The following is a 16223-nucleotide window of genomic DNA, read 5'->3' as shown; positions in this document are numbered from 1 at the left end:
CCCTCCCTCGCAAACTACAATCTTGGATCAATCGGCTCTGATTCCAGAGATAGTGCGGCAAGGACGCATTCATGAATACGATCTACCGTATCCTTGCGGACAAAACGTTCCACGCCTTCCATACCAAGCGCTCCTTCCATCAGGGCATGACGCTCCTTTTTGTTCGTTCGACGCTGCTTCAGACGCTTTAAATTCTCAGGGGCAAGATAATCCATACCGTAAATGATGTGCAAATACTTCCGGCCTCTCACCTTGATTGCAGGCTGAATCATCTTGTCCCGATTTTTCATCAAAAAGCGTTCCGGCTTGATCACAATCCCCTCATGACCATCCTCTGTCATCTCGTTCCACCAACGAATGACCTCTTCCTCGCTTGCTTCGTCCGTGATCACGCGATACTCTGTCTCCATAAACAGGGAAGACAGCCCAGCCAGCTCCCGGTTTTGCTCCATATGCCAAATATGAGAATGGTCGAAAAAAGTCTTTCCGCTGTGTGCCAGCGTATGAAACGGTGCGATACGAATCTCATCCAGACCGTCCACATCCCAGCAATATTTTTGAAAAGCCTCTTGAAACGTCACGGCATTCGCGTACTTCTGTTCCATTTCCTCCAACCAGTCTCCAACCTCTCGGCCCGCAACCTTCGCCTGCTTCAGCTTGTCTACCAGCTTACTGCGATCCAGCAGAGCTGCTTCACCCACATGCGCATACTGTGCAGCAATCAATTCCCGAGCCTTGAGATTCCACGGTACAATTTCCGCATCCAGCAACACAAAATCCGTCTGGTTCCGTTCAAAATATCCGGCAGTCCGTAGATCCACATTCAGCTTTTCCAGCACTTGCTTCCCAAGGCTTTGTTCAAAGAAAGCTCTCCCGCTCCGACTGTAGATCGTGCCCAATGTCGGGTAGCCTACATACTCGACAGCGGCCTGTTCGTTTTTGAATAATAGCAAAATAGCCCGGCTACCCATATGTTTTTTCTCAGCCACCATCGTTTGTACCCCTTGCCCGCGATAATAAGCCAGCGCTTCACGCGGATGCTCCAGATAACCTTCCTCTGCAGACACCGCTGGAGCAGGACTCATGGTCGGTGGAATATACACCAGTTCCTCTATCGGTACTGTCACATGTGACACGGCATCTATAGCGGTTTTGACCGATTCTCCTTGAACGCGCACTTCGCCATACGATTCCGTCAGTACACTGTAACCAGCGATGAGCTTGCGTAAATTCGGCGGGGAAAACCGTTTTCTCTGCCACCGGACAAGTGGGCTATCGGGATCATTCGCATAATTCTCATGTGCCGGAACGCTGACAAATTCCTTTTCCGGAAAACGATAAGCGGTCAGCATACCGCCAAATACCACACCCTGATCAATATTCACCGTCTGATTCACAAGGGTAGGCTGCGGTCTAGGATCATGTCCCCATACTACTATTTCTCCCGATTCATGGTCTACGAACCAATCTTTGCGGATTGGTTTTCCGTCTGCATCCTGTCCTTCCGTATCTCCATAACGGCAATAATCAGAAATACGTGCCGACTGTTTGCCGATAAAATGATCCTTAATCCCCGCATGAGCCACGACCACGTGTCGCAATCCATTCCTGCCAAAAATAAGATGTGAGGGTGCATGTAGCAGAAAATCCCTTAACTCGCTTCTAAGCTGTTCCGCCGCTGCCTTGCCCGCTTTTTGTTCATACTGGGCCAGTTCCTCTGCAAATCGTTCATCCCCATGACTGAGAGTCACCTTTCTTCCATCAAGGTAACGGCCGATTTTCCAGCCATGATTGCTGTCAATCATATACGCTAGTCCAGCATCCACGTGCTTTTTCCAGAACTGCACCGCTTGTAACGATTTGGGGCCACGGCTCATCACATCCCCGACAGATACCAGTCTTCTGCCATCTGGATGATGGTATAGTCCTTCCGTATCTTCCGTATATCCTAGCCGCTCTATCACTTCCAGCATCTCACGGTAGCACCCATGGATATCACCAATGATGTCAATACCTGAGCCAATCTCATGAAACAGTGGCTGCGCACGGCGAACAAAATTCATTTCTTCTATATCCTTAAGGATATAGCAAGCGTTAAAGCCTTCCTCACGGATCCCACGCAGGTTCCGCTTTAACAGCTGTGCCTGCTGCTTGACCCGTTGGCGGCCACGCGGATGCTCCCTGCCTAAATCACGTTCCAGCAGCACAGCTTCGGATACATCCAGTACCAAAGCCATTACAGGAACATGCGCCTTGGCTGCCAACTGTACATATTTTTGACGGTCCTCAGCATACAAATGGGTGGCATCCACAACCGTCAGCTTATTCAAGCGACATCGCATAGCCAGAATCGTATCCATCGCCTCAAACGCCTTGGCTGACATTTGCTGATACTCATAGAACAGTACGTCCGATTCCAGTCTTGGAAGTCCACTCCAGTCTATAAATTCCGTATCTCCGACCAGCTTGCGAAAATGATCCGAGGATACCACTTCTGTCTCCAGCAGAATCCCTTCGCTCACCAGCTTGTCTAATAATGTGGTTTTCCCACTGTTGGAGGCCCCCACCAACACAACCAGTCCAGCATGCGGTAAATGAATCGTACGTTTGGATGAATTGCTCATGCTTCCTTCTGCTCCTTTCTGCGCGTAAATATAGCCATTTGGGTCGGTTGTCCAAAGCCTTCGACCTCTTCTCCGATCCCCTTCAGCGCTACCGAATAAGGAGCTTCCACAATCCACTGCTCACATCGTTCCTGAAACTCGCTTCTACTCCATTCAAAACGGTGATCGCCATGCCGCATCTCTTGCTGATTCATACGATACACTTCATTATATTCACGATTGGGAGTCGTCACGATCAGCACGCCCGGCTGATACTCCGTTACAATCGTCTTCATCACCCGGTTCAGACGATGCTCATCCACATGCTCAATGACCTCACATAGGATCATCACATCTTTTCCCCGCAATTGTTCATCATAATAAAAGAGAGAGCCCATCATGGGTGTAGGACTGATCGCATCGGCATGCCTTTCCAGCTTGTTAAAACGCTCCACGGCTCTCAACTGTGCATACGCAGACGGCTCCACCGCCCAAATCTCTTCAACGCCCGTCATTCGGGCCATCCGAGCCGATAGCTTCCCTTCCCCTGAACCCAAATCTACGATTTTCTGTCTGCGAGGCAGCTTGCGAATTACGTCCATAATAGCTTGATACCGCAGCTCATTTAGCCGTACTGTAGGCTGTTGCTTCCCTTCCTCATGTGGCTGTTCTGGCTGTTGAATCTGTTCGTGCTTATCCTTTTGAGCTTGGACAGTATCCTTTTCAATATGTTTTTTAATACCTATTTCATCACAATCAGATTGCTCAAATTGCTCAATCAGATTGGTAAAACGAAGCGTGCGTCGAATGATAAGCTCGCGTAGCGGATGCGCTGACAGCCAGCCTTCACCGTAACGTCTCAGCTTGTCAAACTCTTCTTCACTGATATAGTAGTGCTTATAGTTATCCAACACCGGAATCAACAGCAATAACTGACGTAGCGCATACTGCACCGTCTGATGGCCACTTAACGTGACATATCTGACAGTGCTTCGATTTTTCAGCTGAAAAGAATAGTCTGCTTCCCCTCGTTCTATGTCCACTTGATAGCCCAGCGGAGCAAATAGTCCCTCCACCACAGAATCCGGTAAATCCGAAGCAACAGGCCCAAACGATAACTCCAGCGCGAAAGGATGCGTCACCCATTCTGCATACTCTTCTTTGGGTTTGCCGTTCAGTGCCGTACCAAGCGAGCCACGAATATAGGTGCAAAATAAGCTGCTGGTTACAAACTCCCGGTCATTAATATATTGTGTAATATCATAGCTATCTGGACTGTTTTTGACCAAATCTATCGAATCTGGCGAAGCCTGAATGACGATTTCTGCCTCTTCCTCGGTAAACACGGTGTACACCATGCGTACACGCGCACCCTTTTCCGTGCGATCATACGTATTGTAGGGATTTTTGGCAAGCAAGTGCGAAATCATCCCAGCATTGTTTCCGGTTGCTTTTAGCGTGATGTGCATACTCTACTTCTCCTTCCCAGCTTATACTTTCCATACTTCATTCACCGCAGCGCGGAACATATCATCCAACTGCTGATCACGTCCACTCTCCATATGCTGAAGCAAGGGCGCCTTTTGTTCAAAATAAGCAATTTGCTGCTGGATAAAATCATTCACCACCGAAAGCTGTGGCTCCACATCCAGCTCCTCGCCCGCTTTTTTATGATCAAGCAAATGTTCGATCACCTGATAAAGTTCGGTATGTGCCGGAATGAGTTCCTCTAGCAATTCTACGAATTCCATTGGAGGCATGCTGTTGTGACGTTCAATCCAGCTACAGGCCAGCAACGGGCGCAGCACGTAAAAATACTTTTTAATCTTCACCTGTTCTCCCTGCAAATAATCCCGATAATTTCCCCGCGCCATATTCAGATAATGGTACATGCAGGACTTCGGAGAGAAGGTTAACGGCGAGATCGCACGAATCTGATCAGCCACTGCATATTGCTCCAGATAGGAAATCGGAGATTGCAGCCATTCCAGCAAAGGCGGATTGGATTTGCGAAACAATTGGAGCGCCTTTTTTAAATCCCAGCCGTTTATATCCAGCAAATCGCTGATTGGCCGTTCAATCACATCCCGCTTATCAAAAATAGATAAATACCATTCTATGGGTCTTACATAGATAAATCGTACATCATAGTCACTGTCCTGTGAAGGAAACCCCCACGCCCGACTACCTGATTCACAGGCGTATACAATGCGCACCTGCTCCGCTTGCTCCAACGCGCGCAGCTCACGCAAAATCGTCTCACGCATTTCCGGTTGAATGAAACCCTGCCCATGCTTCATATCCGTCATGTTGTTCCCTCCCTTATCATTAAAGTATTTCCCGAATCTGTTCTCTAATCGACTCCTCCGTTTCATCTATCGATAAGCGGCGAAGACGCTCTGTCGTTTCCTCTCCCCACATCTCAGAAGGCCATTCCTTGAGTACATGAAGTGCTGCATGACGATTGGAGATCACCGGACTCCAAAGTCCGGCAGCAACTAGCTCTTGTCCCATTCCTTCGTAAGAAGACAATAGCTGAAGCAAAATACCCAGACATTGATGCGCTTCATACTCCGGTCCAAAGCCCGGCACATCAGCAGGACCAGAAGCAATTTCTTCCAGAGGCAAGTGCTTTTCTGCAAAAGCCACCAGCTTACGAGCCCGCTGTTCATCCTCTGTCTTGATGAGTTCAAAGTATAGATTAGGCTTGACTGGATATTTACTTAATTGATCAAATAGCACGGGCCATACATCTAGTGCTAGCATTCGAGCTACGCGAATGGCGCAGTGGAGATGCGGTGAATCTGCATACTGCAGTTCCTGCTCTACCGGCTTCACCCACTGCGGATCGTCCATCATCTGCTGGCATATTGACGCGTAACGTTTACGTAATTCCGGCGTCCATTCATGCTCATAACGTGCCTCCCATGAATCGTCTTCTTCATCGAGAAAATCCGCAATATCCATGATGATCGTAAAATGCTTCACAGTCGTACACATGGTCTTAGCATGGCGAAGGTAGTTGCCTATGACCATAGTGGCATGCTCATAATCGTCTATACTTTCCGCAGGTCCGCCTGCTGCCAGCAAAGCCGATAGAATATCACCCGCCCCGTCAAACAACTCCTGATCAATGTGCGGTACAGCGATGGCTGTATGCAGTTCGCCTTTATGAGCACACTCATAAGCAAGATACTCATACATGACATTGTTGCGGAATCCTTCCCTTAATAACCAGTCACGTATTTCCTGCCGCGCAGGCTCCAGCCGTTCTACTACGTGAATACGTCCCCAGCCATGTACCTGTGAGGCTAAATTATACAATTGTTCGTTGGCCTGCTCCGAAATATTACGGATAGCTACAGCTGCATATAGCGTGAATTCATCATGCTTGGCTAGTGTTAAAATAAGTTCGTGGTGCTGATCCGTCTCCAGTAATCCAAGCAGCGCAATACCGACCTTCACCACATTGCGATGTGCTCCGTGTTCAGCCAGCCAACGTGCTTCCTCATACAATCGATCCGGCTGAATTGCTGGATGCTCGCGCACCGCATCTAGCAGCGGATCAATCAGGCTGAGCGCATTTTCCTCCATCAAGCGTACATACGTCTCACGTCTCGTCTTCATCCCTGGCTTGCGGCATTGTCTGGACAACAACTGCGCCAGATCCTTAATTTTGTCAGTCTCTCCATCTCCGACAGCGCCATGATGCCCAAATGCTCCATCCAATCCTCCTGCCACCCAACGCATCGTGTGACCTGCCCAATATTCTTCATCATCTGGTAAATGATCATCCGTAAGCCTGCCCTGAGGGTCCAGTCCCTGCTTAATCGTTTCATAAATCGAAAGCTTACCTACCCATGGATATAACACTTCATTTTTGCGTCGTCCAAACATGTTGCATCACCCTTCTGTTATGTATTGCTTCTTATTTCATCGTGCTATCTTATACTCCTATGATGCTTTATTTTGGAAGTCGTGAACATGGTGAAAGTATTACAAAGATGAATAATTTCCCTTTTTCCTGCATCCCTTCCCTGTTAGAATAAAGGGATACTTGCTTTCGGAGAACGGCAACAGAAACGGGGAATGCATCATGGCGAGAGAAAGTTTTGATAAAGAAATTCAATTCCTGCGTATGCTCACATTAACAAGCGGCGCCTATAATCGGCAGCAATTCGCAGATAGACTGGGCATTTCGGTACATACCTTTGATAAAACAATCCGGCGTCTCAAGGAAATTGTCCAATCGGTACAACAGCAGTTGCCTGCGGAACACGGACATGATTTTAATGAGATGCTGCGCTTTAATTATTACGAATCGGCTGATCCATTATTGTTATTTCTGTTTCGGGCCAAATCGCTCAAGGAATCGGAAAGCGTCCGCTTATCCCTTCTGCTGACAGCGCTACAGTCACAGCCTATGACCACCATGGAACTATTGGATGCTTGCTGCAACGGGCTGCCTTCCGACAGTTCACTACCGGATGAGAAAACGATTCGTTCCGATCTGAAATATCTGGTTGAAGTCGGCGTCGTTCGCAAGGAACCCGGCGGCAGACCTTACCGCTATGCTGTCCGCAACGATCTGGTGACAGAACTGACGGACGAGGAGCTGCTGGACTTATATGATTTTGTAGACATTATGGCCAACACCCAGCTCCCCTCTGTACAGGGATATCTGCTGCGAGATCATCTTAAAAAAGCCATGCGCCGTCAGCTCGGAGATCGGGAGATGGCCGAACCTTTTTTATATAAATACCACTATTATTCACGCATTCTGGACGAAGCCCATATTCATCCGCTTCTACACGCCATTCGGCAACGCCGCTGTGTAACTTTTTTATATTTTTCGACATCCAAACGAAGCATGTACGGGTCACAAAACACAAACCCGCTGTTTGAAAAAGAGACCGACGGCCGTGAACACACCATTCTGCCCCTACAAGTCATCTATGATCATCAATATGGACGTTGGTATATTCTGGGTCATGTAGGCGGTAAAGGAATCATGAAGTTTCGTATGGAGGGCATGACTCAATTGGTGGAGGGCAAGCCTGTACCAGAGCAGTTTCATGCCGATCTGCTAGCGGTGTTGGAAGAAAAAATGCGGTACAGCTGGCTTGTTGATACGGGTCGTCCTGTGAAGGTGCGGGTACGTTTTTTCAATCCTGAGGGCGCGAAGCGCAACTTTATTCGGGAACGTGTGCTGTCACAGGGACAATGGGGTACGATCGCGGAGGAGGAAAGTGAATCCTTTATCTATGAAATCACAGTGAATGGAATCACTGAGATTAAACCGTGGATTCGCAGCTTCGGATCAAGCTGTGAGGTATTGGAGCCTCAGCGGCTACGGAAGGAATTCAGACAGGAATGGAAGGAGCTGCAAGCCTATTATGAGCCTGTTCGAGAAAATATTTAACTACCAGATCGTCTCACGGCTGGATGAATCGGGCGCTTTTGCTACCACATCACAGGAAAGAATTTGGCTCAAATCTATGCTTGCAGACTCGGCAGCGACAGAGGCTTTTACCCCGGCTACACTTGATAAGCTTCGGCAATTACTTGCAGACGACGAGCCGCTGGAGGCCGATGGAAGTTTGCGGGAAAAAGCAGGTATCCCTGCTGTCTCGGTATACCATCCACTCTTGCGTGAATTGCGTTCCATTCTGCGATCCCGTTCTGGCATCTGTGTGACCTACAAACTGCGCAACGGACGCTTGCATGAGCGAATGTCCGGTTTTCCATATAAGCTGGAGTTTTCCATGGTCAAAAAAGAATGGAGCCTCCTGTGGTATAATCGCAGACACCGCGCGCTCATGTCTACCAAGCTATCTAATATCGTGAACATCACGGAAGATGAGCTTCTACCCGAAGAGGCCGATAAATTCACCCAACGTATACTCGGTATACTGGAGTCGCGCAAGGAACAGGGCATCATCGAAATTGTTCCTGTATATAACGGTGAAATGTCTCGTATTTTATATGCTTTTTCCTGCTTTGAAAAAGAGGTCGAATATGTTCAGGAAGCAGATACCTATCGTATTACACTCACCTTCCAGGCAGACGAATGTGAATATATGCTATCCAAAATCCGTTTCCTTGGCAAACGTGTCAAGGTCGTCCAAGGCTCACGGCTGATCTCACGAATGAAGGAAACAACCGCCAAGGCCCTTGCACGCTACGAAGAGGAATAGCTACTGAGGCAATATGAGATGCATCCATGTAAATAAACCCTCCCCTCGTCTGTTAATGAGACGAGGGGAGGGTTTATTAAACGAGTTACGGCAAGGCTTGTCCGCGCGCACTGACGTACAATTGATACCATTCCTCGCGGGTCATCAGCTCGCTCTGGCGTTCCGCATCCTGACATGCTTGGATTCGTTCAGGATTGGCGCTGCCAATGACAGGCTGAATCCGTGCTGGATGCTTCATAAGCCAGCCAAGAACGATCGCTTCACGTGTCGTTTCCTTTTCAGAAGCCAGCTTTTGCACCAGCTCTGCCGTCTTAACGACATACTCAGGCGCCCCTTCCAAAGAACCTCCGCTAAAACGTCCCTGCGCCAGCGGTCCCCAGGCTTGGAGCTGAATATCCTCGGTTTGGCAATATTCCAGCAAACCTTCGCCAAAATGTACATTCGTCCCCGCCTGCTGGTTCACATGTACGGTCTGATCTACAAAATGCAGATGGGCCAGGCTCATTTCCAGCTGATTAGCGATCAACGGCTCCGTTAGGCTCCGCTCCAGAAAACGAATTTGGCTTACATTCATATTAGAGACGCCAAAATGCCTTACTTTGCCGGATGCCTTGAGCTCACTGAACGCTTTCGCTACTTCTTCCGGCTCTACCAGCGGATCGGGGCGATGCAGCAGCAGGATGTCCAAATATTCCGTACCGAGGCGCTTCAGGATACCATCCACGGACTCCATAATATGAGCATATGAGAAATCAAAACGGCCCGGGAGCGTACCATCCGGCAGAAAAATGCCACATTTGGACTGAATTACGATTTGTTCACGCAAGCCCGGCTGTCCCTTTAAAATCCGGCCGAAAATCTCTTCCGCTTTCCCCATACGATAGATATCCGCATGATCGAACATCGTAATCCCGATGGATCGTGCAGCTTCTACAGCTCTTTCTGCTTCAACGACATGCTCCTGCGTAAACGGCGCATGGCTCCATTCACCACCAAAAGGCATACAACCAAGAGCCAGCCGACTATCGGAGATTCCACGTTTCTGTAAAGGCATAATCTTCATGCTGCTCCTCCTTCAACCTTCAAAATATTCCCTGCTTCATCCACATATGAAGAGTCCGTGGGACCGCTATCACACACCTATTTTACCACTTACTTACGGTCGTGTTCGACAATGCTTGTATTGAGTTCAGTCCTTCCACAGCATACTGAAGAAAGAACTGATTCACCTTAATCGTTATGAAATCCGGGACGAGGCCAAGCAAGGTATTTTTGCGTATATTGGCGGACTTTCACCGCCAAGTTATCATTCATACCGATCGCACTATATAAAAAAATAGACGGAAAACATGTCGTTTCCCGTCCAATTTTTTTATTTTAGTTACTTATTAGACAGCCCTTCTTATATGTAATAATCAATAGCCAACTTCAGCAGATAAAGCGCGAGCAAATGCAGCGGATAAAACAAATAGAAGAAGGTTCGTGAGCCTTTTCCCCTCTCTCCGTTATATCGGGATAGCAGAGGGAGGGCAAAAATACAGGCCCCGCCGATCGCAAACGGATAAAGATATTCGTTCATTGTGCTGGCGCTGATGCCCATGATGCTGAGCGAATCGGGAACAGCCCATATAATGATGACTCCGAAAATGAACATAAGCGCAATTATTGCAATAATCCATCCGTTGTAAATCTTCTGTTGTTTGCGAGCGACATAGAAAGCTAGAACCAGTAACACTCCAATTACACTCCAGTCTCCCAAAAAAGAGACTACGCAAAGAGCCGAAATCGCCAAGTATTTAAGTACAGGATTGGTCGTGTTGTCATAGAACCATATTGCCAGTAGGCCCATCAACAACGTTAGCATGATGTTTCCCGAAGTATACCAATCTTTAAATACCAATCCGTAAGGCACCACACTGGCTAGCCCGGTTAGAGCAAGGCGTATTGTATATTTTTTGAAGCTTCTGGTATGGATATATCCTTCGGCTACAAAAAAAGCCATGATAGGCAATGTAATTCTGCCTACCACCTGAAAGCCCAAAAAATCGGCAAAAAATAGCCCTCCAATATGATCAATTAGCATTGCTAATACTGCAATTAATTTTAAACTGGTGGCATCAATGCCCTTCACCTCTGCTTGAACGGATAATCTTTGTTCCATATTCCTCCCCTTTTCTTCCCGAAGGACTATGCCCTCCATATCTATTCTATTCGTAAACAGGTCTGTTCAGGAGGCTCCGGTCTCCCATCTTATCTAAGAGGTGCTTCAACAATTGGCGGGAAACGGGAATAATGCGCCTTGCTTCTCCGGAATTCTGATTGGTTTGAAAAATGATCTCCTTCTTGCTCTTATCTATAGATTCCACCTTCATCAGGTTTACGATAAATGCCCGATGACACCGGAACAACCTGGGGTCCTTAGCCTCAATATCTTTCAGATCGCCGTAAAACTCAAGAGTTCTGTTTTCGGAAACCAGACGGATTTTGTGGGGAACACCGGTTGTTTCAAAGTAATAAATGCTGGAGAAGGAAATTTGAAATTTCGTAAATTTATTGTCGAGTATAAACCAATCATCGACATCCAACACAGGCTTTCTTTGATGGGCAACAGCAAGAACGTCTCTTACCTTTTTTTCCATTTCATCCTGAGTAGCATCCTTGATAATGAAATCAAGAGCTGCTACCTTGTATTGGAAGGTAAGCGGAGACAGATGACCGTGGGTAGTTACAAAGACAATATGCCCATACATATCATATTTTCTGATTTCTTGGGCAACTTCCAGTCCCTTCATCTGGCAACCCGAGATTTCAATATCAAGGAAATACAAGTTATTCGCACAAGCTTTAGATTCAAAAAGCAGGAGATCCGGCTTACTGGTGACAATGAGATTGCTGCAGCAGATGCCAAGTTCCTCGCAGCTTTTACGGACCATCTTTTCCATTATGCGCTGCTGGATAAACTGATCTTCCAGGATAAAAATATTCATGATGTCGCTCTCTTTATAATTAATGTTTGCGTGAAAAAATCCGGTTCCTTTTTGGTATCCAAAGTTACATACTTGTTGCTGCGCAGCACCTTTGCTATATTGTACAAGCCAAGACCCCGATTGTCCGCTTTCGTTGAAAAGTTCCGTTTGTAGAGATCATTCACCTTAATCCCGTCAAGTGCAGAATGATTATAAGAGTTTCGTATCGTCACCGTCTGAATATCGTCTTCATGGATCAGTACAATATTTATGGACGGATTGCAGGTCTCTAATGCCGCATCGATTGCATTGTCCAGGAAACAAGAGATTACTCTGCAAAGGTCTATAATATCCATATACATTTCACTGATACCGCTATCAATTTCCAGTTTTACGTCAACTCCACGCTTCTTTGCCACCAGCACCTTGGATGTAATAATACTCTTGAGCTCACTCACGTCCAGATTAATCAGGTTATCCAGACTATAGGAATATCCGTTCAACTGTGAAGCAGTAGGTTGGATAGAACTCTCATATATCCGCTTGATCATCGACAAATCCCCAGTTCTGATCCCCTCGTCCAGCATTAACAGGATATTGGTATAGTCATGTCTGAAGCCGCGGATGTCTTCGTACATTTTTTCAATCTCCATAATATAAGCCTCCAGCTGCAGGTATTGTTCCGTCTTGTTCTTCTCTAGCTCACGTTCACGCAGGAAGCGATACAGCCAATTGATCGTCATCAGGAAGATGGAGGTCAAGCCGATCAGCATCAACACAATCTTTAATCTGCTTGGATACGGATTGTTGCTTTCACACTCCGAATAGATAATGAGTCCGAGTCCGATGATCCCCAAGACTAAGATTAAAGAAGCTCCGACGATAAGCTTAATCCGATATAGCTTCAAAAGCCTGACCGCCGGAGTAGGAAACAAATAAGACACAAGCTTTCGGAGCGCCAAGTAGATCAGCGGAGGTGAACAAGCGGTTAGGAAGGGCGCCGTCCATTTGTTTTTATATTCATAAGGAACCGCATAGCTGATTACCGTTATGAAATAACCCAGCAGTGTCGTAATAAAGATGGTAAGGATGGCGTAGAAGCCTATGACCCACAAGGATTCATATTTGTCGGTCAACCACCCGTATAATGCCAGTAGCACAAATAGAAATAGGTAAACAATCAGTCCGAAGTTATTCAGAGCTGTTATTCCGATAAAATAATACATGACTAAAAACAGCAGCAGCTTATAATTCATACGGAAAACGCTTAGACCATTGCCGCTGACCATATGATATATTACAAGATAGCTGGTGTATTGCAAAAAATAAATGCCGGATGTAATCATTTTTTGTTCAATTTCCAAACTTTTGGGTTGACTGGTTCATAGAACAACCCGAAACAAATCCCTCCTCCTTCACCTCTTTTACTCATATGCTCCAGTAGCTTAGCCTTGAGTCTCTGGGTATGGTTGTTTCTGTGTTCTTTAATATTCTTGATATTGTTCATAATTGGCATAACTCCTTCTCATTATGGAATAGAATACTGGTGTGATGACGACTGCTTCAAGAAACAGCCCGAATATTAACCAAGGATAAAAATCTAGTGCGATGGCCACGAAAACAAACACTATACTTAAAAAGATAGCTTGTAATCTGCATGCTCTTCTGAACTTCGGATCTACCAATGGATTGCACTCCGTATCGGCCGGAGCGTATCTGGCAATCAGAATGATAGAAAGCAGACAGAGCGTCGCCAAAAAAAAGCGGTTCCATTCTACTTCCTTTAAGAGCCAGGGAACAAACACAAAGGTCAGTAGACTGACCCAGGTGCAATGATGCGACTTGCGAGCATGCCAGCCAAAGGACTTTCGCCGGACCACTGTATAGGAAAGCAGCATCGCAGCCGTTTCGGCTAATACACCGAGCAAACAGGCACTGACCAATACAAGAAGTATTTTTTCTGTGCCAGCCAGTATGTTCTCTAGATAATAAAGCACATAAGCACGCTTCTCCGCTTCCAATTCTTCGTCTTGAAAGTATTTATCAATGATCCACGTTGACAATTGATGATACAACGCCACCGCCCCTCCCTAACTTAATTGTGTAGGAAGCTGGAATTGAACATAATCACGATATTTATCATGCCAACTCATTAATTCGTGATGCGTGCCTACCCCCGTTACTTCTCCTTTATCCAAAAAGATTATCTGGTCCGCTTTGTAGATGGTTGACAAACGATGAGCGATAACAATGGTCATTTTATTCTTGGAGAGAAGCTTGATTACATCATGTACAAGCTGCTCTGACTCGCTATCCAGATTGGCGGTAGCTTCATCAAACAGCAGAATCTCATGGTCTGAAAGCAAGCATCTGGCAATCTGGATTCGCTGCTTCTGTCCCCCCGATAATTTGACTCCCCTTTCTCCAACAAAGGTATCCAAACCATCCGGTAATTGATAAATTACCTCCTTCAAGCCTACTGTATCAAGAGCCGCATAAATCTCATGGTCATCCGCGTCTCTGTTTAGGCCATATACCAGATTGTCTCTCACTGATCCTACCAGTAAGTCACTATCCTGCATAACATAGGATATTTTGCGACGCCATTCTTCCGTCCTAATCTTATCCAAATATACATTATTGTAATAGATTTCTCCATTATATTCTGAGTAAAATTTCTCTATTAAAGAAAATATTGTTGTTTTTCCCGAGCCGGAAGGCCCTACGATCGCTGTAGTGGTACCGCCTCTGAAGGTTAACTCCACGTTGGATAATACCGGTTGGCCCTGGTTGTACGAGAAAGAAACATTGGCAAAATGCAGGATATCCGAATTCTGATCATGACTTTTCATGTCCGGCACACTGCCTAACTTTTCTTGCTTCTCATCCTGCTGGTTATATATAGTATAAATTTCCTTACTTGCTCCCTTGGCCTTCTGATACTGCGAGAAAAAACTGCTGAGCTGGGTCAGAGGCGAAACCATTGTAAACAAATAAAAGATCATGGATACCAAAGTACCTGTAGTGATATGTCCAGCGGCAATGCCGGCGCTTCCATACCAAAACATTCCTACCAAAGCTAGCATGATGATAATTGTTACAATCGGCTCAATGACAGCTGACAATATTCCCTCTTTGATGTTCAAGCGAAAGATACGTCCAAGTATCTCCCGAGTATATTTCATTTCAAGCTTTTCCGACGTCGTCGCTTTAATGAATCTGATGTTATAGAGAATTTTGGATAACTCACCGGAAAAATCTGCGGCTGCATCCTGTGCCTCAATCGCTACTCTATTCATCCTTCTTCCAATGGGATAGATTAGTAGCGCCGTTATAGGAATCAGAGCAACGAGTACACTCATTAATCTCCAATCCAACACAAATAACATGATGATGCAACCAGTGACCATCAGGACATCAGCCAGAATAGAAGGCAGAGTGATAGCCAGAAAATTACTTACAATAGCAAGGTCGTTCGTCATTCTGCTGATGATTTTGCCGTTCTCGTTGTTATCAAAATAATTAACCGGCAAATGGATAATTTTTTCCCAAATTTTCAGTCGCAGTTCCTGAAAAAACTTGCTCCCCACATATCTGAGGAGCAGAGAAGACACGGCGTTTAAAATCCCTCCGGCCAGAAACAGCGAAATAAGCACAGCTGCGGTCTGGATCGTCAGCTCCATAGCTGAGATCTTATCGACAAGCTTGCCTGTAATGATCGGCAATACTAATGAAAAAGCGGCGGAAATCAGTGTAAATACGATGCTCCAAGCAAGCGCAAGCTTGGGCCATCTCGCAATTTTGATTAACTCCAGCAAGGAATGGGCCGTTTGTTTTTCTTCACCAATCTTTTTATATGCCGTGCTCTCCATATTCAATTCCATTATGGCTTAATCACCTATTTCTCTTTGTGATTTTCGTATTCTAGCAAAAACTTCATTGCCATTGTATAGACACCTGCGGCTATCGCTACCATGACAATATAGGAGAGCGACAGCTTGGTTCCTATCCAGTCCGTTTGGTTGCTTAATTGGAACAGTAAGAAGCACACGGCGCTTCCGGCAAGAAACTCCAAAGAGTAGGAGAATTTCCGCCCTCTCTTCAACCTATCTAGTATAATATCCACTATAATTACAGCGGATGTAAGCATAAAAGAAATTTTATACAGCATAATCTTATCTCCAGCAACAATCTGCTGATCCTCAAAACTTGCAAAGTATCTGGCCAAAATTGTACCGATTACTAGGTATAATACGACAACTAGCACATTTATTCCGACACATTCGGCTGTGCTGTAGGTAATAGTCCCTTCGCTTCGTTGAACCAGGGTCGCTGCCAAGCTTGAAATAAACAGGACCAGAAACCAAATATAAAAATATGCATCCAGTTGAAAAGAGAGAAAATCGGTAATCAGTCCCACCATGACTGTAATAATTTCTTTTAATAAAATGAACATT

The 16223-nt window shown here is 46.0% G+C and carries 13 protein-coding genes; 2 read left to right on the top strand and 11 right to left on the bottom strand.

Annotated features, from left to right (window positions below; genetic code table 11):
- Window positions 1–14: 14 nt before the first annotated feature.
- From MHH57_RS04615 to MHH57_RS04600, 4 genes are read right to left on the bottom strand one after another with little or no spacing between them, the layout of a single operon-like run.
- Window positions 15–2624 carry a polynucleotide kinase-phosphatase gene (locus MHH57_RS04615; RefSeq protein WP_029517591.1) on the bottom strand — a complete coding sequence of 870 codons (2610 nt, stop codon included), beginning with the start codon at window positions 2622–2624 and terminating at the stop codon, window positions 15–17.
- A complete protein-coding gene (locus MHH57_RS04610; protein WP_165150001.1) occupies window positions 2621–4072 on the bottom strand; it encodes a 3' terminal RNA ribose 2'-O-methyltransferase Hen1 in 1452 nt (483 codons plus the stop codon). Before MHH57_RS04610 ends, MHH57_RS04615 begins: the two co-directional genes overlap by 4 nt.
- A 21-nt stretch (window positions 4073–4093) precedes the next feature.
- Window positions 4094–4912, bottom strand: a complete 819-nt coding sequence (locus MHH57_RS04605) for a nucleotidyltransferase domain-containing protein (RefSeq protein ID WP_342434872.1) — start codon at window positions 4910–4912, stop codon at window positions 4094–4096.
- A 19-nt stretch (window positions 4913–4931) separates the two neighbouring features.
- Window positions 4932–6500 carry a hypothetical protein gene (locus MHH57_RS04600; RefSeq protein WP_029517594.1) on the bottom strand — a complete coding sequence of 523 codons (1569 nt, stop codon included), beginning with the start codon at window positions 6498–6500 and terminating at the stop codon, window positions 4932–4934.
- Window positions 6501–6699: 199 nt separating this feature from the next.
- On the opposite strand from MHH57_RS04600, the gene MHH57_RS04595 reads away from it, so the two are divergent.
- Together MHH57_RS04595 and MHH57_RS04590 are read left to right on the top strand one after the other, a co-directional pair.
- Complete coding sequence (locus MHH57_RS04595) at window positions 6700–8025, top strand: WYL domain-containing protein (protein ID WP_029517595.1); 1326 nt, start codon at window positions 6700–6702, stop codon at window positions 8023–8025.
- Complete coding sequence (locus MHH57_RS04590) at window positions 8000–8800, top strand: WYL domain-containing protein (RefSeq protein ID WP_340931420.1); 801 nt, start codon at window positions 8000–8002, stop codon at window positions 8798–8800. The genes MHH57_RS04595 and MHH57_RS04590 overlap by 26 nt, the downstream gene beginning before the upstream one ends.
- An 85-nt stretch (window positions 8801–8885) precedes the next feature.
- On the opposite strand, the gene MHH57_RS04585 is transcribed toward MHH57_RS04590, so the two are convergent.
- From MHH57_RS04585 to MHH57_RS04555, 7 genes are all read right to left on the bottom strand, one after another.
- Window positions 8886–9863 (bottom strand): aldo/keto reductase, encoded by a 978-nt coding sequence (locus MHH57_RS04585; protein ID WP_342434871.1) that lies wholly within the window; start codon window positions 9861–9863, stop codon window positions 8886–8888.
- Window positions 9864–10202: 339 nt separating this feature from the next.
- Window positions 10203–10961, bottom strand: coding sequence for a TraX family protein (locus MHH57_RS04580; protein WP_342434870.1), 759 nt, complete (start codon window positions 10959–10961; stop codon window positions 10203–10205).
- A 46-nt stretch (window positions 10962–11007) separates the two neighbouring features.
- A complete protein-coding gene (locus MHH57_RS04575; protein ID WP_029517599.1) occupies window positions 11008–11787 on the bottom strand; it encodes a LytTR family DNA-binding domain-containing protein in 780 nt (259 codons plus the stop codon).
- Window positions 11784–13088: a GHKL domain-containing protein gene (locus MHH57_RS04570; RefSeq protein ID WP_342434869.1), complete on the bottom strand. Its 1305-nt coding sequence runs from the start codon at window positions 13086–13088 to the stop codon at window positions 11784–11786. The genes MHH57_RS04575 and MHH57_RS04570 overlap by 4 nt, the downstream gene beginning before the upstream one ends.
- Before the next feature lie 162 nt (window positions 13089–13250).
- Window positions 13251–13847 carry an accessory gene regulator AgrB gene (locus MHH57_RS04565; protein WP_242210537.1) on the bottom strand — a complete coding sequence of 199 codons (597 nt, stop codon included), beginning with the start codon at window positions 13845–13847 and terminating at the stop codon, window positions 13251–13253.
- 9 nt (window positions 13848–13856) lie between these two features.
- A complete protein-coding gene (locus tag MHH57_RS04560) occupies window positions 13857–15650 on the bottom strand; it encodes an ABC transporter ATP-binding protein (protein ID WP_081317629.1) in 1794 nt (597 codons plus the stop codon).
- A 14-nt stretch (window positions 15651–15664) separates the two neighbouring features.
- Window positions 15665–16222: a DUF5823 family protein gene (locus MHH57_RS04555; protein WP_016819877.1), complete on the bottom strand. Its 558-nt coding sequence runs from the start codon at window positions 16220–16222 to the stop codon at window positions 15665–15667.
- Window position 16223: the final 1 nt, after the last annotated feature.

Source organism: Paenibacillus sp. FSL H7-0442 (assembly GCF_038593105.1).
Taxonomy (GTDB): Bacteria; Bacillota; Bacilli; order Paenibacillales; family Paenibacillaceae; genus Paenibacillus; species Paenibacillus polymyxa_D.
The sequence above is the reverse complement of the archived record's forward strand: the minus strand, read 5'-3'. Positions and strand labels throughout refer to the sequence as shown.

Bases quoted from the DNA above. Each gene is read 5' to 3' on its own strand.
- MHH57_RS04615 (WP_029517591.1), bottom strand. From the start codon at position 2,624: ATGAGCAATTCATCCAAACGTACGATTCATTTACCGCATGCTGGACTG.
- MHH57_RS04610 (WP_165150001.1), bottom strand. From the start codon at position 4,072: ATGCACATCACGCTAAAAGCAACCGGAAACAATGCTGGGATGATTTCG.
- MHH57_RS04605 (WP_342434872.1), bottom strand. From the start codon at position 4,912: ATGACGGATATGAAGCATGGGCAGGGTTTCATTCAACCGGAAATGCGT.
- MHH57_RS04600 (WP_029517594.1), bottom strand. From the start codon at position 6,500: ATGTTTGGACGACGCAAAAATGAAGTGTTATATCCATGGGTAGGTAAG.
- MHH57_RS04595 (WP_029517595.1), top strand. From the start codon at position 6,700: ATGGCGAGAGAAAGTTTTGATAAAGAAATTCAATTCCTGCGTATGCTC.
- MHH57_RS04590 (WP_340931420.1), top strand. From the start codon at position 8,000: ATGAGCCTGTTCGAGAAAATATTTAACTACCAGATCGTCTCACGGCTG.
- MHH57_RS04585 (WP_342434871.1), bottom strand. From the start codon at position 9,863: ATGAAGATTATGCCTTTACAGAAACGTGGAATCTCCGATAGTCGGCTG.
- MHH57_RS04580 (WP_342434870.1), bottom strand. From the start codon at position 10,961: ATGGAACAAAGATTATCCGTTCAAGCAGAGGTGAAGGGCATTGATGCC.
- MHH57_RS04575 (WP_029517599.1), bottom strand. From the start codon at position 11,787: ATGAATATTTTTATCCTGGAAGATCAGTTTATCCAGCAGCGCATAATG.
- MHH57_RS04560 (WP_081317629.1), bottom strand. From the start codon at position 15,650: ATGGAATTGAATATGGAGAGCACGGCATATAAAAAGATTGGTGAAGAA.
- MHH57_RS04555 (WP_016819877.1), bottom strand. From the start codon at position 16,222: ATGTTCATTTTATTAAAAGAAATTATTACAGTCATGGTGGGACTGATT.